This is a genomic window from Lactiplantibacillus daowaiensis (assembly GCF_005405085.1).
Classification (GTDB): domain Bacteria; phylum Bacillota; class Bacilli; order Lactobacillales; family Lactobacillaceae; genus Lactiplantibacillus; species Lactiplantibacillus daowaiensis.
Window position 1 is genome coordinate 187,975 of sequence record NZ_BJDJ01000003.1, and the last position, 22,048, is coordinate 210,022.

Here is a 22,048-nt window from a genome sequence, read left to right on the forward strand (position 1 = left end):
TCTCGCTTTAATGCGCCAATTGGTAGCTATGATCTAGACGTTCAGTTAGTTCGGCCAGGGGCACTTGACCATCCAAAATAATCGTATACCAGTGCTTTTTATTCATATGGTAGCCAGGAAAATAAGTTTGCTGATCGACTAATGCGGTCAAAGCGTCGGGTTCTAGCCGTAAATCCAAAACAGTTAGGGGGTGATCGCCGGTAAGCCCTAGTTTATCTGGTGCGACCGTTAAAATGGCGGCATACCATTTTTTAGTATCCGACCGGCGCCACACCGCATTGGTTGGAAAATTTTTCCAAAGAAATTCTAATTGATCATGATACTGATGGTCAACGTAAGCAATTAAGTCCCGGGCGCTATCAGTTTGAAAAACATCGGGCTCAAAGCATTGATCAGCGACTGTCTGTAGGGCATCTAAGTAAGCTTGCCGGACTTGGGCAACGAATTTGCCAGTCGGTCGGGCGGCTAAATGTAAGGTGTAAGGTGCCTGTGTGTCACGGTCGATTAATTGGGTCGTGACCGTATGTGGTAATTGGATATTAATCGTTAAGTCAAAGATTGGCGCGAGGAGTGGTTGGGTCCGCGTATAAATATCAGCAGTTAGTTGAAATCCCGCAGCAATTAAACGCTCAGCTTGCCCACGTTGGTACTTAAATAAATCAGTTGTCATGTTAGCGGTCCTCTCAAAGTAATTAGTTTAATAAACTTAGCTTATACATTTATACTGCATAAAACAATGTGACTACTTAGTTAATAAGTAAGTTGGTTAATTATTAAAAAAATTAGGCTTAAATGGCCAATTTATCACATTATAAATTTAGCCGTTTATTACTAAACCCGCACGGGATTATTTGAATTTTAATCTAAACTATATTCATGATAGCGGTTTTTTAACCAGCTGAAACTAAAAAAGTAGTGGGGAATCAGTATGTCAGAAAATAACAATAAAATCACCTTGACTGCCCTAGTCATGATGATTTTCACGACCGTCTTTGGATTTGCCAACAGTACGGTCGCCTTTTATTTAATGGGCTATGCGTCAATTCTGTTTTATTTATTAGCTGCCGTGTTATTTTTCATTCCGTTTGCCTTGATGATGGCCGAATATGGGGCTGCCATTAAGTCGGATAGTAGTGGGATGTATAAGTGGTTAGAAGTTAGTGTGAATGCCCGGTTTGCTTTTATTGGGACGTTCATGTGGTTTGCGTCGTATATTATTTGGATGGTCTCAACTTCAGCAAAAGTTTGGATTCCATTTACGACCACTTTCTTTGGGAGTGATCAAACCCAGAAATTTGCCTTCTTAGGCTTGAATGCGACCCAGACGATTGGGTTGTTATCTTGCGTATGGATGATTATTGTCACTTGGGTGTCCATTAAAGGGGTCAAAGGGATTGTCCGGATTACGAGTTTAGGTGGGATTGCGGTCACTAGTTTGAATGCAATCCTATTGGTGATTTCTGGAGTGATTTTGGCCTTGAAACACGGCCATTTAGCCCAACCGGTGCAACACATCATGAGTTCACCTAATCCAAGTTATCAACATCCAATTGGCTTAATGAGCTTTGCCGTGTTTGCCATCTTTGCCTATGGGGGACTTGAAGTTCTCGGTGGGATGGTCGATAAGACGAAAAATCCAGAAAAGACGTTCCCACGGGCCATTATTATCTCAGCCGTGATTATCACGTTGGGATATGCGGTGGGGATCTTCTGCTGGGGAATTAGCACTAACTGGCAAGCGGTCTTGTCAAATCCAACCACCAACATGGGGAATATTAGTTATGTGATGATGCGTAACTTAGGGTATGTCTTGGGTCAAGCCTTGGGTCAAACGGCGGCCACCAGTAATGTGATTGGCTTGTGGTTTGCCCGCTATACTGGTTTAGGGATGTTCTTAGCTTATGCGGGGGCATTTTTCACCTTGACTTATTCGCCACTAAAGACCTTGATCTTAGGAACGCCCAAAGAACTTTGGCCAGCGAAGTTTACCAAACTCAATAAAAACAAAATGCCAAGTTATGCCATGATGGTCCAATGTGCGATCGTGATTGTTATTATCTTGATTGCCTCATTTGCCACCACCGATCCATCGGCGTTTTATAACATCTTGACATTAATGTCGAATGTTTCGATGACGTTGCCATACTTGTTCTTGTTATATGCCTTTCCAAAGTTCAAACAAAACAAGGCCGTTTTAAAACCATTTGAAGTGTATAAGTCACAAAAATGGACGACCTGGATCAGTTGGGGTGTGTTTGTTGTTGTTTTAGGCGCCAATGTGTTCACCTTGATCCAACCAATTTTAGTTGATGGCGACATCAAGAATACGATTTGGATGCTAGCTGGACCAATTATATTTGGGGCTGCTGGCGCATGGTGGTATCAAGTTCGTGAACATCGGGTCGCCAAATAGTCGTTAAAAATCACTTGACAAAAGTAAGTTGCACTCTCTATACTGAACCTATCTTATGAAATCGGAGCGATGTCAATTATGCAAACGCAATTCAACACAGCTAAAATGATGATGTGCTGTCCATGTTGTTTAACTAACAACATGGTTATTTGCGTTGAATTACAAGCATCGCTAGTGCATCGAAATTAACGGCATTTGAGCTCAAAACGTTATTTTTGAAACGCCTGCTTGGAATCTGACGAGATTCTAGGCAGGCGTTTTTTGTTTTCCGGTTCGGGGTAAGTTAGTCAACTAAAAAAAGTTATAAAGGGGCGAAAGTTTTGAAAAAGCGATCAGTGTTAACAGTCATTTTTAGTTTGTTATTAGTTACGGTGTTGGCCGCTTGTGGTAAGCAAAGTAGCCAGTCAAATAGTAGTGGCAAGTATGCCAGCAAACAAGTTTTAAATTTATCTTATTCGAGTACGTTAGATTCGATCGATATTTCAAACATGTCCGGTTATGGTAGTACTGGGAATATTTTTGAAAGTCTGTACCGGTTGGGTAAAAATGGCCAGGTCACACCAGGATTAGCAAGTAAAACCAAAGTGTCTAAAGATGGCAAAACGTATACCTTCACGATTCGTAATGCGAAGTGGAGCGATGGGTCAGCAATTACGGCCCAAGACTTTGTTTATTCATGGAAGCGAACGGTAACACCGGCAACGAAGTCACAATACGCGTATTTGTTCTCCGGTGTTAAAAATGCCGATCAAATCGTTGCTGGTAAAAAATCACCAAGTACTTTAGGGGTCAAAGCTGAAGGCAAGCACACGTTTATCGTCACTTTGGATAAACCAATCACGTACTTCAAGAAGTTAATGACCTATCCATTGTTTGGACCAATTAGTGAAAAAGCGGTCAAAAAGTGGGGTAGTAAATACGGCACTAAAGCACAATATATGTTATATAGTGGGCCATTCAAATTAACTGGTTGGACTGGGACTAACAATAAGTGGGCATTTGTTAAGAACAATCAGTATTGGGATAAAAAGGCCGTGCATTTAAGCCGCATCAACTATAGCGTTAATGAAAGTACAACAACGACACTCAATTTGTTCCAAGAAGGCAAGCTAGACTTGACACAATTGGCCAGTGAACAAGTTAAAAACATGAAGACAAATAAGGACTACACCACGTATCCTTATTCAATCACGACCTTCTTAGCGTATAACTTTAAGGACAGCAATAAAACGATTCGCAAAGCGTTGAACAATAAGAAGATTCGCCAAGCGATTTCACTATCGATCAATCGAAAATCACTTGTCAAAAATGTGATTGGTGATGCGTCAACGACGGCTAAGACCTTTGTGCCACAAAACTTAGCGAGTGATCCGAAGAGTGGGAAAGACTTCGCCGATGAATCAACTGTTAAGAACTCAACCTCCTATAATCCAACTTTAGCTAAGAAGCTTTGGAAAGAAGGACTCAAAGAAGTTGGGCTTAAAAAGTTGACGGTAGGTTTGTTGACATCTAATGACGAACCCAATAAGCCAATTTCACAATACTTTAAAGGTCAATTGGAAAAGAATTTACCAGGGTTGACGATCAATTTATCCAACATTCCATCAAAGGTTGCGTCGACACGGGCCCAACAAGGAAACTTTGATATCTATTTGAGTTTGTGGGGGGCTGATTTTAATGATCCCATCTCACATTTACAAATCATGACAAGTGGTAGCGGCTATAACTATGGTAAATATAGTAGTAGTGAATATAATGCGCTCGTTAAAAAAGCGCAAAATCAAGATGCCAATAATGCAGAAGCGCGTTGGCAAGATATGCTGAAGGCTGAACAGGTTTTAATGAAAGACCAAGGCATTACGCCAATCTATCAAACTGTCTATTCATTCTTGCAAAATCCAAAGGTCAAAGGTGTGATTCATAATACCGCCGGGACACAATGGAACTATAAATATGCTTATATTGCCAAGTAATATTAAGCGACTGAATTAAATGACTAGGGTTATGTAAAAGCCACCACCGACAATTTTTTGTTGGTGGTGGCTTTTTTGCGCGCAGATGGCTGAAAAAACCGGTATTAAAACAAAAAAACTGAACCTGCCGTAGCAGATTCAGTTTAAATTAAGGCTTATTTCAAGCTGTTGTTTTCCATAATATCATCGATCAAACCATAATCCTTAGCCTCTTGTGCGGTTAAGTAGTTATCACGTTCAGTATCATGGTTCAGTTTTTCAACTGATTGACCAGAATTGCTTGCCAAGATTTCGTTGATCTTCTTACGAGTCTTCAAGATTTCTTCGGCAACAATTTCGATTTCAGTTTGTTGACCTTGAGCACCACCAGATGGTTGGTGAATCAAGATTTCAGAGTTAGGTAACGCAAAGCGCTTGCCCTTTGTCCCGGATGATGCTAAGACACTGGCCATGGAAGCAGCCATCCCCATAACAATCGTTTGAACATCAGATTTGATGAAGTTCATGGTGTCATAGATGGCTAAGCCGGCGGTTACGACCCCACCTGGGGAGTTGATATAAAGGTAGATGTCCTTATCAGAATCTTGGGCATCCAAGAAGAGCAATTGGGCAATGATGGCATTGGCCATGTTGTCTTCAATGGGACCAGATAACATAATGATACGGTCCTTTAAAAGTCGTGAATAAATGTCATAAGCACGTTCGCCACGTGATGACTGTTCGATAACTGTCGGAACTGGATACATAACTTGTTAGCCTCCTAATGAATTCTAGATTGATTAGCGACTTGCTAATATAAATGTAGTTTACCCCCAAGGTCAGTGAAGGTCAAACGAAAAACCTCAAAAACAAAATTCCGTTTTCATTGGGAAAGTGTTATACTTAGGTTTCTATCATATACGGCTTGAGATTGGGTGAACCCAATCTCTTTTTCTTGCCCAAAATTTGGTGACCCCACGCAACTGTGACTGGTGTCAAATAGTGAGTATGTTAGAATGAAAGCGGTATGAGTTTGAAATTGGGTTTTAAATGGACGTACAAAAAAAGCTGAGAATCATTTCTCAGCTAAGCGATGCGTCCGGAGGGAATCGAACCCCCATTTCAAGAACCGGAATCTTACGTGCGATCCATTACACTACGGACGCCTAAACAACATGTTATAGTTTAGCGGATAATGGATAAAAACACAAGGGGTATTTGTAAAAAATGTTTGGGAGGGATTATTTATGGCAATCGGACCTGGCTTTCGCCAGCAACAACGACAGTCGCAAAAATTAGCTATGACACAACGACTACAACAGTCAATACAGATGTTACAGTTCAATGTTGAGGAATTGCGCGACTTCTTGACCCAAAAGGCCTTAGAAAATCCATTAATTGATGTGGATACAAACTGGAACGCGAACCATGCTAGTCTAACGGCGGCCCAAAATATGCCATCACACGATGATTTTATTGAACGGGTGTCAACGAGCAATCAACATTCATTATTTGAATATTTATTAGATCAGATTCATTTAACGATGCGTGACACACCATTGAGAAAAATCGTGTTACATCTAATTGAATATGTAGATGTTAATGGCTATTTAAAAGTGGATGAACAACAAGTCATGACGGACATGCAGGCAACACCGATTGAATTGCTTGATGCGATTACGTTATTGCAACAACTTGATCCACCTGGTGTTGGGGCGCGTAACCTACAAGAGGCATTGATGCTACAAACGGAGAATGACGATGCAGCGCCTAATTTGGCGTACATTATTTTAGAAGAAAACTTTGATGCGTTGGTTAATCGGCAATGGGAAAAGCTGGCTAAGCAATATCGAGTCGAGTTAGCCGATATTTCGAGTGTCTATGATTACGTCCGGACACTCAGCCCCACGCCAGGCGCGGCGGTGGGACAAGAAACAACTGGCTACATTTTTCCAGACTTGGTCGTGACGAATCGACAAGGTAAATTGGCGTTAAAGACGGCTTCAATGGCGCAGCCAGTCGTGAAGTTTCAAGGCAATTATTATCAACAAATGAATCAGCATTCTGATCGTGAAGTTACGGAGTACTTAAAAGAAAAAAAATCAGAATATGAATGGATCGCTAGCAGTCTACAACAACGTGAAGCGACGATCTTCCGAGTTGGGACCGTGATTATTGAACGCCAAGCAGATTTCTTTTTAGAAAAGCAGACGACCCTGAAGCCACTGTTATTGCGTGACGTGGCGCAACAATTACAAGTTCATGAATCTACGATTAGCCGAAGTATTAATGGCAAGTACATTCAGACTGACTTCGGCATGTTTGAACTTAAACGTTTCTTTACCAAAGCGGTCAGTAAACGTCCCACCGATGGTGAATTAGTCTCTGCGGATAGCATTCAACATCGAATCGTGACGTTAATTAATCAGGAAAACAAAGAAAAACCGCTTTCAGACCAAAAAATTGTTCAGATTCTTAAGACGGAAAATATCGAACTTTCACGGCGGACCGTTGCTAAATATCGTGAAAACCTTAATATTCCGTCGTCATCCAAGCGGAAACAGTATCTAAAAACCGAATAATAATAAAAGTGGTGGTTTGGACCAGTCGGTTATAAGCTTCCGCTTGTTCTGATTTGCAACCACTCCATGAACCTGCTATAATTCATGTTGTGGTTAAGAGAGGTATGCAACATCAATTTCCTAGTAAATTATCGTTGTGTGCTTTGTTTTTTGAAGTCTTTGGGTCGTTATTCGACATAGCTGGACTGAATCCGTCCCACTAGAGAGCAGGTTGGATGCCATGCATTCGGATATTCAATGGATTGAGGCAATTGCCCCAGACATGGTTGAGATGCTAAGTCATCGTTACTTAGTATTACGGACCATTAATTGGATGGCCCCAGTTGGACGGCGACTATTAGCTCAGACTTTGGATGTGAGTGAGCGAACCTTGCGAACCGAAACGGATACGTTACGGAAGCTTGATTTGATTGTCACAGATAAAGCCGGCATGCAGGTGACGAAACAGGGTAAAGATGTTTTACTCGGTTTGAGTCAGTTCATGGATGAGCTAATGGGTATTCGCCAAAAAGAACGTCAATTGGCACAACGATTCAACATTAAACGTTGTATCATTGTTTCCGGCGATTCAGATCGTCAGTTACAAGTCATTGGGTCGATGGGCGAAGAAGTTAATCAACTATTACAGCAATTATTGCCGGAAGGCGAGAGTATTATTGCGGTAATGGGGGGCCACACGATGGAACATGTGGCAAATAACCTTACTAACAAACTAGCTAGCAAGCGTGATTTGCTCTTTGTTCCAGCTCGCGGCGGTGTTGGTGAATCGGTTGCGATTCAAGCAAACACCATCGCATCACAAATGGCACAGCATACCGGTGGTAAATTCCGGTCATTGTATGTACCAGAACAGGTCAGTGAACGAACTTATGAACCACTCCTTAAGGAACCAAGTATCCAAGAGGTGTTGGGGATTATCCGTAGTGCTAACGTGGTGATTCACAGTGTTGGTGATGCTGTTTCAATGGCACGTCGCCGGAACATGTCCGAGGATCAAATTAAAGTTTTACGGAGCCGCTCAGCGGTTGGTGAAGCTTTTGGCTATTTCTTTGATCGCGATGGTAACGTCGTTTATCGGATTCCACGGATTGGCTTACAAATCGGAGAACTGGCCAATATGGAGATTATACTCGCAGTTGCGGGCGGGGCTTCTAAAGCAACCGCAATTGAGGCGTATATGAAAATTGCACCAAAACGGACGTGTTTGATCACGGACGAAGGTGCCGCTAACTTGATTTTAAAAAAGTAGTATCTTAATATAGGAACTGCTTTTTAAAATAAAAATATTTTTATTTCCACAAGGAGGAAATTCTAGTATGTCTGTAAAAATTGGTATTAATGGTTTCGGACGTATCGGTCGTTTAGCATTCCGTCGTATCTTAGAACTTGGTGCAAAGTCAAGTGATATCGAAGTTGTTGCTATTAACGATTTAACTTCACCTGCATTGTTGGCTCATCTTTTGAAGTATGACTCAACTCATGGTACTTTGGATGCTGACGTTTCAGCTACTGACGATTCAATCGTTGTTAACGGTAAGAAATACCGTGTATACGCAGAACCACAAGCACAAAACATTCCTTGGGTTAAGAACGACGGTGTTGACTTCGTTCTCGAATGTACTGGTTTCTACACATCAAAAGCTAAGTCACAAGCTCACTTGGACGCTGGCGCAAAGCGTGTCTTGATTTCTGCACCTGCTGGTTCAGACTTGAAGACCATCGTTTACAATGTTAACGATGACATCTTAACTTCAGATGACCGCATTGTTTCTGCTGGTTCATGTACTACTAACTGCCTTGCACCACTTGCATTCTTTGAAAACAAAGAATTCGGTATCAAGGTTGGTACTATGACTACTATCCATGCTTACACTTCAACTCAAATGTTGTTAGACGGCCCTGTACGTGGCGGTAACTTCCGTGCTGCTCGTGCTGCCGGTGTAAACACTATTCCTCATTCAACTGGTGCTGCTAAAGCTCTTGGCTTAGTTATCCCAGAATTGAACGGTAAGTTACAAGGCCATGCACAACGTGTTGGTGTTGTTGACGGTTCATTAACTGAATTAGTTGCTATCTTAGACAAGAAAGTTACTGCTGACGAAGTTAACGCTGCTATCAAGAAGCATACTGAAGGTAACGAATCATTCGGTTACAACGATGACGAAATCGTTTCATCTGATGTTATCGGTACTACTTTCGGTTCAATCTTCGATCCTACCCAAACTGAAGTTACCTCTGATGGTGACAACCAATTGGTTAAGACCGTTGCTTGGTACGATAACGAATACGGCTTCACTTGCCAAATGGTACGTACTTTATTGAAGTTCGCTACTCTCTAATATAAATTAGTTTGCTCGAACTTTAAAACCGCATAGGTTTTTAAACGGCGGGGGGAGGCAATCTCCTTCTGCCGTTTTTTTATTTGAAAGTCACGAATTCTAGGAGGATTTAACATTGGCTAAATTAATCGTTTCAGATTTAGATGTTAAAGATAAAAAAGTTTTAATTCGTGTCGACTTTAATGTTCCAATTAAAGACGGCAAGATCGGTGACGACAACCGGATCGTCGCTGCTTTACCAACGATCAAATATGTTAGTGAACATGATGGTAAAGCCATCTTATTCTCACATTTAGGTCGTATCAAGAGCGAAGACGACAAGAAGGGCTTGAGCTTACGCCCAGTCGCTGAACGTCTTTCAAACTTATTAAACAAGCCAGTTACTTTCGTACCAGTTACGGAAGGCGAACAACTTGAAACGGCAATCAACAACATGAACGACGGTGACGTCTTAGTTGTTGAAAACACCCGTTTTGAAGATGTTGTTAATGGTGAACAAGTTAAGCGCGAATCAGGTAACGATCCTGAATTAGGCAAGTACTGGGCTTCACTCGGTGACGTTTACGTCAACGATGCCTTTGGTACTGCTCACCGTTCACATGCTTCTAACGTTGGGATTGCCTCAAATATGGAACAAGTTGCTGCCGGTTACTTGATGGAAAAAGAAATCAAGTTCTTGGGTAACGCTGTTGACAATCCAAAGCACCCATTCGTTGCTATCTTGGGTGGTGCTAAGGTTTCTGATAAGATCGGTGTTATCGATCACTTACTTGACAAAGCTGACAAGATCATCATTGGTGGTGGGATGACTTACACGTTCTATGCTGCTAAAGGCATGGGTATTGGTAACTCACTCGTTGAAAAAGATAAGATCGAATTAGCTAAGTCAATCATCGAAAAAGCTGGCGACAAGTTAGTCTTACCTAGCGACTCAGTAGTTGCTGAAAAGTTTGACAACGATGTACCAAGCAAAGTCGTTGAAGGCTCGATTCCTGATGGCTACATGGCTTTAGATATCGGTCCTAAGTCAATTGCTGAATTCAAAGATGTTTTACGCGACGCTAAAACCGTTGTATGGAACGGCCCAATGGGTGTCTTTGAAATGAGCAACTACGCTAAGGGTACGCTTGAAATTGGTAAGTTCTTAGGGACTTTATCAGAAGCTACAACTATCGTTGGTGGTGGTGACTCAACTGCCGCTGTTAAGCAACTTGGCGTTGGCGACAAGTTAACCCACATCTCAACTGGTGGTGGCGCTTCACTTGAATACCTTGAAGGTAAGACTTTACCTGGTATCGCTGCTATCTCTGACAAATAATCTGTTCTCCGAAAGGAAGGTCTATCGTGCGTAAACCAATTATTGCCGGTAACTGGAAAATGAACAAAACTGCTAGCGAAGCTTTAGCTTTCGTTAACGCAGTTAAGGATCAATTACCAGATCCTACTAAAGTTGAATCAGTCGTTGCTGCTCCAGCCCTTTTCTTACAAGAAATGGTCGAAGCTGCTAAGGGTTCTGATTTAAAGATTGCTGCTGAAAATGCTTACTTTGAAGATGCTGGGGCATTTACTGGTGAAACTTCACCAGCTGCTTTAGCTGACTTAGGCGTTGACTATGTTGTCATCGGTCATTCAGAACGTCGTGGCTATTTCCACGAAACTGATGAAGATATCAACAAGAAAGCTCATGCAATCTTCAAGAACAACATGTTACCAATCATCTGCTGTGGTGAAAGTCTTGAACAACGTGAAGCCGGCCAAGCCGAATCATGGGTTTCAGGCCAAATCAAAGCTGCTTTGAAAGGTTTATCAGCTGACCAAGTTAGTTCATTAGTTATTGCTTATGAACCAATCTGGGCTATTGGTACTGGTAAGACTGCTACAAGCGACCAAGCCGAAGAAATTTGTGCCGTTGTTCGTAAGACAGTTGCTGACCTTTACTCACAAGAAGTTGCTGACAAAGTTCGGATTCAATATGGTGGTAGTGTAAAGCCAGCTAACATTGTTGAATTAATGAGCAAAGCTAACATCGATGGTGGTTTAGTCGGTGGTGCTTCAATGCAACCAGATTCATTCTTGGAATTAGTTAACTACCAAAATAACTAATTATTATTGCAAGTTTAAGCACAACCTTTTACAATAGATTGTGAACCAATTACAAGCAAAATTAAGGAGAGAATTTAATGTCTATTATTACAGATATTTATGCTCGCGAAGTCTTAGACTCACGTGGCAACCCAACTGTCGAAGTTGAATTATACACTGAAAGTGGCGCATTTGGTCGCGGTATCGTTCCTTCAGGTGCTTCTACTGGTGAACACGAAGCCGTTGAATTACGTGATGGCGACAAGAGCCGTTTCATGGGCAAGGGTGTTACTAAGGCCGTTGACAACGTTAACAAGTTAATCGCCAAAGAAATCGTTGGTTACGATGTAACTGACCAACGTGCCATTGACCAAGCTATGATCAAGTTAGACGGTACTCCTAACAAAGCTAAGTTGGGCGCCAACGCTATCTTAGGTGTTTCTATCGCCGCTGCACGTGCTGCTGCTGACGAACTTGAAATGCCATTATACAACTACCTTGGCGGTTTCAATGCGCATGTCTTACCTGCACCAATGATGAACGTTATCAATGGTGGGGCACATGCCAACAACGATGTTGACTTCCAAGAATTCATGATCATGCCTGTTGGTGCTTCTTCAGTTAAAGAAGCTGTTCGGATGGGTTCAGAAACCTTCCATAACCTTAAGGCTATCTTGAACGAACGCGGTTACTCAACTGCCGTTGGTGATGAAGGTGGTTTCGCTCCTGACTTGAAGAACAACGAAGAACCATTCGAAATTCTTATCGAAGCCATCGAACGTGCCGGCTACAAACCAGGCAAAGACATCTCAATCGCCTTTGACTGTGCCGCTTCTGAATTCTACAACGAAGAAACTGGCAAGTATGACTTAAAGGGTGAAGGCGAAAATGGTCAATCATTTACTGCCGAAGAATTCGTTGACTTACTTGACAGCATCGTTGACAAGTACCCAATCATTTCCATCGAAGATCCTTTGGATGAAAACAACTGGGAAGACTGGCAAATGGCTACTGAAAAGCTTGGTAAAAAGGTTCAAATCGTTGGTGATGACTTGTTCGTTACTAACACTGATTACCTTGCTAAAGGGATCAAGATGGGCGTTGCCAACGCTATCTTAATCAAGGTTAACCAAATTGGTACTTTAACTGAAACTGTTGAAGCTATCGAAATGGCTAAACAAGCTGGCTACACTGCCATCGTTTCACACCGTTCTGGTGAAACTGAAGACACGACTATTGCTGACTTAGTTGTCGCAATGAACGCTGGCCAAATCAAGACTGGTTCAATGAGCCGTACTGAACGGATTGCTAAATACAATCAATTAATGCGGATCGAAGACCAACTTGAAAGCACTTCAGAATACAAGGGTCTTAACGGTTTCTACAACTTAAGTGAAGACGCTCGTAACACGATTGCTAGCAAGTAATCAATCGTTCCTTAAAAAAGTCCTACTTCGGTAGGGCTTTTTTTATTGGCAAAAATTCAGTTAAGGCGTGGTCAGAACAAAAAAAGACCTCAAATCAGCAGGATTTGAGATCGTTCGTCAAAGTTGTTAAGTGTCGTGGGAATAAGCTTACGATTCCATTTTAGGCCGATTTAATGGTAATGTCAACGCTTACAATTAGTGCAATAATACACAACCGTTAACCAACCAGACCAAGCCGGCCTTTTGGGGTATTAATTGAATTTTTCAACGTAATTATATAGAATAACTATCGATTTTGGGTGTTAAAAAATATCAAAAAAATATATAGACTCTTTTATGGACGTAAACGGTTACAAGAAAAGCCGACTTGACGGGCTTTAACACTTTTGCTCATTAATGCACTTGTGGCGCGGTTTAAAAGAGTTTATGGAAAACGTTTGACTTATAGATAAACCTAGTTGTATGATGACCTTGTTGATAAGCGGAACAACGAATTCGCGAATTGACGGGTATGACAATCAAGTATCAATATTGCAAATTTATATAGTTGAGTCAGTTAAACTGGTCGGTGTTTGAGAAGAGGGGTCCATTGGCAGATGGACTTATTTAAAACAGCGGATTGTAAACGCTTACTTAGTGTTTAATTGATTTGATAACCTAAAATCTAAGGAGTGCGACGTTGTCATGAGTAAAATTAAAGCAGCTACAGCCGGTTTGAAAGTTTTGGAAGCCTGGGGCGTTAAGAACATCTATGGATTACCTGGTGGTTCATTTGACTCAGGGATGCAAGCCATTTATGAACGGAAAGATACCCTTCACTATGTTCAAGTTCGCCACGAAGAAGCCGGCGCTATTGCCGCTTCTGCTGAAGCGAAGTTAACAGGTAAAGTTGGGGTTACTTTTGGGTCAGCTGGCCCTGGTGCCGTTCATTTGTTAAATGGATTGTATGATGCCAAACATGACCATACGCCATTGGTTGCGATTATTGCACAAGTGCCAACTAAGCGGATGAACATCGACTTCTTCCAAGCAATTGACGAAGAACCCATCTTTGATGATGTTTCAGTTTGGAACCGGACAGCAATGACTGCTGAATCCATTCCACAAATGTATGACGAAGCGATTCGCCAAGCCTACAAGCATTCTGGTGTTGCCGTTGTGACCGTACCAAAAGACTTGGGCTGGACTGAAATCGAAGATAACTTTGAACCAACTGCTGATCTTTATCAACAACCAATCATGCCAGAACCAGATCCAAAACGGATTGATGAAGCTTGGGATTTGATCAAGAATGCCAAAGCACCATTAATTTACTTCGGGATTGGGGCTAAACATGCTGGCAAAGAATTAAAAGCCTTATCTGAAAAATTCCACATGCCAATGATTTCTTCTGTTTTAGCAAAAGGAATTGTGGAAGATGAATATGAAAACTATTTAGGTTCAACTGGTCGGGTTGCACCAAAACCAGGGGTTGAAGCTGGGTTTGCCAATGACTTAGTTCTCTGGGTCGGTAATGATGTGCCATTCAGTATCTTCTTGATCAACCCACGGGCCAAGGTCATCCAAATCGATATTGACAGTGAAAAATTAGGCAAGCGTCATCACGTTGATGTAGCCATCTTAGCAGATGCTAAGAAAGCCTTAAAAGCTTTAGCTGACAAAGGGACTGAATTACCAGAATCTGACTTCTACAAAGCTTCATTGTTGAACCGTAAAAACTGGCGTGACTGGCAAGACAGCTTCAAAGATGATGACAGTCAACCATTACGTCCAGAACCAGTCTTCAATGAAATTAACAAAGCTGCCAGTGACAAAGCCGTCTTCGGCGTTGATGTTGGTAATGTCAACATTAACTTCATGCGTTTGATCAACTTACACGGTGATCAAAAGTGGACGACTTCTGGTCAATATGCAACCATGGGTTATGGCATGCCAGCTGCAATTGCCGCTAAGAGCTACTACCCAGACCGTGATGTCTTTAGCTTAAGTGGTGATGGTGGTTTCGCAATGTTATGCGAAGAAATCTTAACCCAAGTTAAGTATCACTTACACATCATCAACATTGTCTTCAGTAACGAAACCTTAGGCTTTATTGAAGCTGAACAAACTGATGACAGCAAACAACCATTATCAGGGGTTGATTTGATTGATACCGACTGGGCTAAAGTCGGTGAAGGGATGGGCGCTTTAGGTTTCACTGTCCGGACCTTGGATGAATTAAAAGATGCCTTAGCAAAAGCTAAAGCAACTGACAAACCAGTCTTGATCGACGTTAAGTTAACGCACGAAATGCCATTCACGACTGAACACATGGCTTTGGAAACCAATAAGTGGACCTCACAAGCTGATGTTGATGCCTTCGTTAAGAAGTATCAAACAGAAGGCTTGCATCCATACGGCTACTTCTTGGACCAAGTCACTAAATAAAGTTGATGTAAATTAATCAAGAAACAACGTTACTTCTGACGGGAGTAGCGTTGTTTTTTGTTGTCCTAGAATCGTTATTTGGAGAAAGTCGGGGGATGTTAGTGGCCAACTAGGTCGATGGATGAAATGTCGTGGTAAAATAAAAGCACGAGCATTTAAAGGAGATTTAGAATTATGGATTTTTTCCAACACCAAATTAATCAATGGGCGGATTGGCAAGCAATCATGGCCTCGACCACGACGTTTGAACCACTGATTCGTCAAATCTATTCCAGTGAAAATGAACCATTTAAAACTTTAGAACCAGTTAAAAGTGACTTTGCAGCTATTTTTCAAGTTGGGGGAACAAGTATTGCCGTTTTCCCGCCAGCTAATGTGGCGACGACTACCCGCGATCGTTATCAAACGGAACGCTTTAGCTTAACGCGAGTCAATCGGTTAGGAATTGCGGCACCCACGATGCGGCATGCTGGGTTTATTTTTGATGCGTATCAATTCTACTATGTCATCTATCAGCCGGTTTTAGGGGTGCCATTGACGAACTTTAAAGCTACTGCTAAACCCGCAGTTAAACAAACGCTAGGTCGTCAGATTGGCTTGGCCTTACTGCAATTAAATGGTGATGTAACTAGCTTTAATCAAGCTGAAGGCACTGTGGCCAGTGACTCGGATCTGTGGCAAGTTTTTGGGACCGAATTCGTGACCGCCCGGCAGCAATTTTTAGCAGCGCATGCGGTAACGCCGAATCAGTTTGTACACGGTAACTTAACTGGGGATAATCTAATCGTCATGACTGGTGGTCAAATCGGTGTCCAGCATTTTCAAACAGCGATGCAAGCACCTCAGGCCACTGAACTAGTGCCGTTGATCTTAGATGCGTTTGCTGGGGATGCTGATTTTATTAATGGCTTTTTAGCCGCTGTGGGGCAGATTGACTTGGCAACTGATGTCTTACTTGGTTTACTTTGGCGAACTGATGGGTCTAAGTGGGTCGCACAGCTCATGGGAACAGCAAACGTCACGTTAGCGGCTTTACAAGCTAAACTGGACACATTAATTAATGGAAAGTAGGGGTGAGCAGGGTGAGTAGTCAACGCCAATCACATAATCGGCGCTTTGATTTAACACGGTTTGACGCGATTGGCCGCGGGTTGATTGTTGGGATCATTGCTGGCGTTGTCGTCAGCGTCTTTCGGTTTTGTATCGAACGGGGCTTAAACTTTGTTCAATGGTGCTATGGTCAGATTCATGTTACGCCATGGTTGATCGTCCCGTGGTTGATCCTAAGCGTCGTCGTTGCCGTCTTAATTGGTTTACTTGTGAAGCAGACCCCGGATATTAAAGGTTCTGGGATTCCACAAGTTGAAGGGCAATTAGCTGGTGAATTGGATTATCAATGGTGGCCGGTCCTGTGGAAGAAGTTTGTCGGTGGGATCTTAGGTATCGGTTCTGGATTGTTTCTCGGTCGCGAAGGGCCGTCGATTCAATTGGGGGCAACGATTGGGCAAGGCTTTGCTGAAACGACGCACCAAACTGGGGCTGATCGGCGATCATTGATTGCTGGTGGTGCTGCCGCGGGGTTATCAGCGGCTTTTAATGCGCCAATTGCCAGTACCTTGTTTGTGTTGGAAGAAGTTTATCATAATTTTTCACCGATTATTTGGACAACGGCGTTAGCTAGTGCGATTGCCAGCAATTTTATTTCGATGAACTTCTTTGGGTTAGTGCCCGTCTTGCATATCCCATATGCCCGCAATCTGCCAATTAGTCAATATGGTAACTTGATTGGTTTGGGCGTGTTCTTAGGTATTCTGGGCTACTGTTATCAAAATGTGACGTTAGCGGCGCCGAGTTGGTATGCAAAGTTACGGCTACCAGCGTGGTTGGATGGGCTCGTACCATTCTTGTTAGTGATTCCGATTGGGTTAATGTGGCCCCAATTACTCGGTGGTGGAAATGCCGTTATTTTAAACTTAGCGGCAATGCCACCAGTTTTAATTGCGTTGATCGGGATTTTTGTGTTGCGCTTTGTTTTTTCGACTGTTTCATATGGTTCTGGGCTACCTGGGGGGATTTTCTTACCAATTCTGTCGTTAGGGGCAATTTTAGGGGCAATCTATGCGCAAGCGATGGTTAGTTTAGGGTTAATGCCTGCACAGTACGTGACGAACTTCATCATTTTTGCGATGGCCGGCTATTTTGCCGGGATTGGGAAGGCCCCATTTACAGCAATTCTATTAATTACAGAAATGGTGGGGACCTTGACGCATTTGATGCCGTTAGCGGTCGTATCATTAACAGCTTACTTAGTCGTTGATTTATTGGGTGGCGCACCAATCTATGAAGCCTTGCTTGAAAAATTAACCCAACCGAAATTACCAGAGCATAGTGGGATTCAAGACCGGTTGGAATTTCCAATCTTTGAAGGCTCGGCATTAGAAGGACATCAAGTCCGGGACTTTAAATGGCCACGCGAATCCTTGTTGATTGCGATTCGGCGTGGGGAACGGCAAGTGATTCCACATGGGGACACTTTGATGCGCGCTGGGGATACCTTAATTATCTTAACCGACCGTAGTAACCGGGCTTGGGTCCATCATCAAATTGACCGGTTAACCGCTACCACGACTTAACCAGCTTTCGAAAATAACTAATTCAGTCGCAGACTGGAAAAACAAGCCTAAATATGTTAAATTGTTATAGACATAGCGGACTCTTTAGGAGGACATTTTTTTGTATAATACACTAATGACGATAATATTAATCGTTTCCGTCGTGATTATCATTGCGGTAATGATGCAACCATCTAAGACAAATGATGCCATGTCTTCATTGACCGGGGGCGCGGATGACTTATTCGCAAAGCAAAAACCTCGGGGCTTTGAAGCCTTCATGCAAAAAGTGACCGTCGTACTCGGAATTATTTTCTTTGTCGTCGCACTCGCTTTAGCTTGGTATTCATCGAAGTAACCGACCGTCCTCCTGTGATTCAGGAGGCTTTTTTTTAAGGCAGGTGTCAATTTGATTAAACAACCAGAACCGTTTTTATTTGAACATGGGGACCACGCCGTCATTTTATTGCATGCGTATTCAGGGAGCGCCAATGATGTCCGCTTATTAGCGCGCGTCCTTGAGCGGGACAATTATACGGTCTATGGGCCACAATTTAGCGGCCATGCCACTGGTCGACCACAAGATATTCTTGCTCAGTCACCAGCCCGTTGGTGGCAAGATACCCAGCAAGCAATATCATTTATGCGCCAAAAAGGCTATACTAAAATTAGTATCTTTGGCTTATCGCTTGGTGGGTTATTTGCCACGCTAGCTTTAGAGCGCGATGCCCAATTATGCGGCGGTGGGACCTTTAGTTCACCGGTTCTATCAAGTGAGCGCAATCAGGTCGCCCCAATGTTTATCAAATTGAGCCAGCAACAATTAAAGCAACAAGGAATGACGTCCGCTGAGCAGGTCCCAATTTTGGCGGCATTAAAACCAGCAGTTGCACAACAATTGGCGACAATTAACCAATTTGTGACGACTGAGATTACCGCTCATTTGGATCAATTGACGAAACCATTTTTTATTGGGCAAGGTGGTCAAGATGAATTGATCGATGCGATGGTCGCCAAACGCCTACGAGACCGCTTACGTGGTCAAGGGACGCCGGTTGATTTTCATTGGTATGCCGATGCTGGGCACGTGATTACCGTGAATGCGGCCCATCACCAATTAGAACAAGATGTCTTAACGTATTTAAAAACTATTAATAAATAAACTTATAAATGAGGTAAATAATGTCAGAATCTAACTTACAAGAGCAAATTCTTACTTTCTTGCAAGCTCATCCTGACCGCAGCTACAGTGTTGAGCGGTTATGCGATGAACTGCATTTTACAGGCGCAACTGCCTTTACGTTTTTGGTGAAAGAGCTCGCAACCTTAGAACGTCAAAAAAAGGTCACGACTGATGATCATGATCACTTTAAAATCGTTCAAGAAACGAAACTTGTCGATGGGTCTTTCCATGGCAACGACAAGGGCTTTGGTTTCGTCCGTTACGATCCCGATTTGCCAGATATTTACATTAATCCTGACAACACGATGTTTGCCTTTACGGGTGACGACGTGCAAGTTGAGATTATTCGCCCAGCGCGTCCCGGTTCAGACCGCGGCCCTGAAGGTAAGATCGTTAGTATCACACAACGTAACTATACCCAAATCGTCGGGGCTTTCACGCCTAATACGGATAACCCTGGTTTTATTGGGACGGTTGCCATTAAAGAAAAGAAACTTTCTAAATATGAACTATTAGTGACTGATCAAGGTATTCACCCAACTGAAGGCGAAGTTATCATCGCTGAAGTTGCGGCTTACCCAGATGCCCAACATCCAACGCGGATCGTCGGGATTGCCAAACAAGTTATCGGGAGTGTCGATGATCCTGGGATGGACGTTTTACAAGTTGTCTATCAACATGATGTGCCATCAGTTTTCCCAGAAGAAGTCACTGATGAAGCTAATCGAATTCCTGATTATGTGACTGAAGATGATAAAAAAGGTCGCGTTGATATTACGGACCAACCGTTAGTCACGATTGATGGCGCTGAATCTAAAGACTTGGATGACGCGGTCGTTGCTTGGCGCTTACCAAATGGTAACTTCCATTTAGGGGTTCATATCGCAGATGTTAGTCATTATGTGACTGAAAACTCAGAATTAGACCGCGAAGCCTTTAAACGTGGGACATCAGTTTACTTAACTGACCGGGTTATTCCAATGTTGCCACGGCGGTTATCAAACGGCATTTGTTCGTTGAATCCTGATGTTGAACGGTTAGCCATGACTTGTGAAATGGAAATTGACCAAACTGGGAATATCGTTAACCATAAAATCTTCCAGAGTGTGATCAAATCGCATGCCCGGATGACTTATGATGCGGTTAACCAAATCTTGGAAGCCCATGATCCTAAGACCCGTGAAAAATATGCGGACTTAGTTGATATGTTTGATACGATGGGTGATTTACATCGTATCTTATACAAGAATCGTCGGCATCGTGGTGCGATTGATTTTGATGATAATGAAGCTAAAATCATTGTCGATGAAGTTGGTCACCCAATCGATATCCAATTGCGGGTCCGTGGCTTAGCTGAACGCATGATTGAAAGTTTCATGTTAGCCGCGAATGAAACGGTCGCCAAACATTATAGCTTACTCAAAGTACCGTTCATCTACCGGGTCCATGAAACGCCTGATAGTGACCGGATGTTGAGCTTCTTTGAATTCGTGACGAACTTCGGAGTTACCGTGACGGGTAGTTCTAAAGACGTTAAGCCGAAGATGTTGCAAGATGTCTTGAAGAAGGTTGCTGGTAAACCAGAAGAAGCGATGGTTTCAGTAATGATGTTGCGGAGTATGAAGCAAGCGCGGTATGCGGACCAATCCTTGGGTCACTTTGGGTTAGCGGCGCCATACTATACCCACTTCACGTCACCAATCCGGCGTTATCCGGATATGATGGTGCACCGCTTGATTCGGCATTACGCTGAAAACGGTACTGGTGAAGCAGCGCGTGAAAAGTATCGTGACAACTTACCAAATATTGCTGAAACGACATCTGATAATGAACGTCGTGGGATCGATACCGAACGTGATGTTGACTCAATGAAGAAGGCTGAATACATGGCTGACCACGTTGGTGAACATTTTGATGCGGTTGTTGATTCAGTCATGAAGTTTGGGTTATTCGTTGAACTCGAAAATACGGTTGAAGGGTTAGTCCACATTAGCGTCATGGACGACGACTATTACGAATATGTTGAAAAACAACTCGCTTTAGTTGGGCGGAAGACGAAACGGACTTTCCGGATTGGTCAACCGGTTAAAGTTGAATTATTGCGGGTCGATAAAGACCAACGTGAAATCGACTTTAAGTTGTTGAATCCTGAAGAAGCACCAAAGACCGACTTGTTGCCTAAGCGTGAACACAGCGATAACTATCGTGGTAATAATCGTCGCGGTGGTAATGGTAACTATCGGCGTAACGGGAATAATAATAACCGGAATGGCAACCGCAATGGTAATGGCGGCAATCGTAACGGCAATGGTGGTAACCGGAGTAATAATGGGAATCATCGTAGCAATAGTACGACTAACCGCAATAGCCAGCGCAGCAACAACAATAATCACAGTAATAACAACCATAATAGCCAACGGCGGGAAAGTACTGACCACCGCCGTTAGACAAAAGTAAAGGGGATGTGCGGCAATGGCCAAACAACATGGTAAACACCCCGATACCGCCCTCGCACAAAATCGGAAGGCACGGCACGATTATGCGGTTGAAGAGACCTACGAAGCTGGGATCGCTTTAACTGGGACTGAAATTAAGTCCGTTCGTGATCGGCGTGTTAACCTAAAGGATGGCTTTGTGCAGATTCGCCAAGGTGAAGCTTGGATGATGAATGTGCATATTAGTCCATTTGCTGAGGGTAATCGATTTAATGTCGATCCACTGCGTAACCGCAAGTTACTGCTCCATAAAAAGGAAATCAGTAAGTTGGGGGAAGCAACGCAGACTAAAGGGGTCACGATTATCCCATTGAAGATGTATCTCAAGCATGGCTTTGCTAAAGTCCTGATTGGGGTCGCCCATGGGAAACGTGAATACGACAAGCGTCAAGATATTAAAAAACGCGAACAACAACGGCAAATTGATCGCGTGATGAAGCATTATTGAGTTTGCCAAAAGAGGCTGTGACATAAGTCTCTAGAAACAAAACAGGTCTGGAAAAATCTTCGGATTTTTCCAGACCTGTTTTTGATAT

The 22,048-nt window shown here is 42.8% G+C and carries 17 protein-coding genes and 1 tRNA gene; 15 read left to right on the forward strand and 3 right to left on the reverse strand.

Annotation, left to right across the window (positions count from 1 at the left end; genetic code table 11):
• Nucleotides 1-7: 7 nt before the first annotated feature.
• A complete protein-coding gene (locus FFM75_RS03540) occupies nucleotides 8-670 on the reverse strand; it encodes an MmcQ/YjbR family DNA-binding protein (RefSeq protein WP_137627816.1) in 663 nt (220 codons plus the stop codon).
• 258 nt (nucleotides 671-928) lie between these two features.
• On the opposite strand from FFM75_RS03540, the gene yjeM reads away from it, so the two are divergent.
• Together yjeM and FFM75_RS03550 are read left to right on the forward strand one after the other, a co-directional pair.
• Nucleotides 929-2,413 carry a glutamate/gamma-aminobutyrate family transporter YjeM gene (gene yjeM, locus FFM75_RS03545; protein ID WP_137627817.1) on the forward strand — a complete coding sequence of 495 codons (1,485 nt, stop codon included), beginning with the start codon at nucleotides 929-931 and terminating at the stop codon, nucleotides 2,411-2,413.
• A gap of 320 nt (nucleotides 2,414-2,733) precedes the next feature.
• Nucleotides 2,734-4,386, forward strand: coding sequence for a peptide ABC transporter substrate-binding protein (locus FFM75_RS03550; protein ID WP_137627818.1), 1,653 nt, complete (start codon nucleotides 2,734-2,736; stop codon nucleotides 4,384-4,386).
• 155 nt (nucleotides 4,387-4,541) lie between these two features.
• Here the strand turns inward: FFM75_RS03550 and clpP are convergent, their stop codons facing one another.
• Together clpP and FFM75_RS03560 are read right to left on the reverse strand one after the other, a co-directional pair.
• On the reverse strand, nucleotides 4,542-5,132 hold the full coding sequence (clpP, locus tag FFM75_RS03555; protein WP_024626088.1) for an ATP-dependent Clp endopeptidase proteolytic subunit ClpP: 591 nt from the start codon (nucleotides 5,130-5,132) through the stop codon (nucleotides 4,542-4,544).
• Nucleotides 5,133-5,459: 327 nt separating this feature from the next.
• Nucleotides 5,460-5,531 (reverse strand) — tRNA-Arg (locus FFM75_RS03560).
• A gap of 81 nt (nucleotides 5,532-5,612) precedes the next feature.
• On the opposite strand from FFM75_RS03560, the gene rpoN reads away from it, so the two are divergent.
• From rpoN to smpB, 13 genes are all read left to right on the forward strand, one after another.
• Nucleotides 5,613-6,947, forward strand: a complete 1,335-nt coding sequence (gene rpoN, locus FFM75_RS03565) for an RNA polymerase factor sigma-54 (protein WP_137627819.1) — start codon at nucleotides 5,613-5,615, stop codon at nucleotides 6,945-6,947.
• Nucleotides 6,948-7,167: 220 nt separating this feature from the next.
• Nucleotides 7,168-8,196: a sugar-binding transcriptional regulator gene (locus tag FFM75_RS03570; protein ID WP_137627820.1), complete on the forward strand. Its 1,029-nt coding sequence runs from the start codon at nucleotides 7,168-7,170 to the stop codon at nucleotides 8,194-8,196.
• A 67-nt stretch (nucleotides 8,197-8,263) separates the two neighbouring features.
• A complete protein-coding gene (gene gap, locus FFM75_RS03575; RefSeq protein ID WP_137627821.1) occupies nucleotides 8,264-9,286 on the forward strand; it encodes a type I glyceraldehyde-3-phosphate dehydrogenase in 1,023 nt (340 codons plus the stop codon).
• A 115-nt stretch (nucleotides 9,287-9,401) separates the two neighbouring features.
• Nucleotides 9,402-10,604 carry a phosphoglycerate kinase gene (locus FFM75_RS03580; protein ID WP_137627822.1) on the forward strand — a complete coding sequence of 401 codons (1,203 nt, stop codon included), beginning with the start codon at nucleotides 9,402-9,404 and terminating at the stop codon, nucleotides 10,602-10,604.
• A 26-nt stretch (nucleotides 10,605-10,630) separates the two neighbouring features.
• Complete coding sequence (tpiA, locus tag FFM75_RS03585; RefSeq protein ID WP_137627823.1) at nucleotides 10,631-11,389, forward strand: triose-phosphate isomerase; 759 nt, start codon at nucleotides 10,631-10,633, stop codon at nucleotides 11,387-11,389.
• Between the two features lie 77 nt (nucleotides 11,390-11,466).
• Complete coding sequence (gene eno, locus FFM75_RS03590; RefSeq protein WP_137627824.1) at nucleotides 11,467-12,795, forward strand: phosphopyruvate hydratase; 1,329 nt, start codon at nucleotides 11,467-11,469, stop codon at nucleotides 12,793-12,795.
• Nucleotides 12,796-13,479: 684 nt separating this feature from the next.
• Nucleotides 13,480-15,222, forward strand: a complete 1,743-nt coding sequence (gene spxB / locus FFM75_RS03595) for a pyruvate oxidase (RefSeq protein WP_137627825.1) — start codon at nucleotides 13,480-13,482, stop codon at nucleotides 15,220-15,222.
• 174 nt (nucleotides 15,223-15,396) lie between these two features.
• On the forward strand, nucleotides 15,397-16,293 hold the full coding sequence (locus tag FFM75_RS03600; protein ID WP_137627826.1) for a phosphotransferase: 897 nt from the start codon (nucleotides 15,397-15,399) through the stop codon (nucleotides 16,291-16,293).
• An 11-nt stretch (nucleotides 16,294-16,304) separates the two neighbouring features.
• Nucleotides 16,305-17,855: a ClC family H(+)/Cl(-) exchange transporter gene (locus FFM75_RS03605; RefSeq protein ID WP_137627827.1), complete on the forward strand. Its 1,551-nt coding sequence runs from the start codon at nucleotides 16,305-16,307 to the stop codon at nucleotides 17,853-17,855.
• A 100-nt stretch (nucleotides 17,856-17,955) separates the two neighbouring features.
• Nucleotides 17,956-18,192: a preprotein translocase subunit SecG gene (gene secG, locus FFM75_RS03610; protein WP_137627828.1), complete on the forward strand. Its 237-nt coding sequence runs from the start codon at nucleotides 17,956-17,958 to the stop codon at nucleotides 18,190-18,192.
• A 51-nt stretch (nucleotides 18,193-18,243) separates the two neighbouring features.
• Complete coding sequence (locus tag FFM75_RS03615) at nucleotides 18,244-18,996, forward strand: alpha/beta hydrolase (RefSeq protein WP_137627829.1); 753 nt, start codon at nucleotides 18,244-18,246, stop codon at nucleotides 18,994-18,996.
• 20 nt (nucleotides 18,997-19,016) lie between these two features.
• Entirely contained in the window at nucleotides 19,017-21,464 is a 2,448-nt protein-coding gene (gene rnr / locus FFM75_RS03620; protein WP_137627830.1) for a ribonuclease R, read from the forward strand.
• A gap of 25 nt (nucleotides 21,465-21,489) precedes the next feature.
• Complete coding sequence (gene smpB, locus FFM75_RS03625; RefSeq protein ID WP_137627831.1) at nucleotides 21,490-21,960, forward strand: SsrA-binding protein SmpB; 471 nt, start codon at nucleotides 21,490-21,492, stop codon at nucleotides 21,958-21,960.
• Nucleotides 21,961-22,048: the final 88 nt, after the last annotated feature.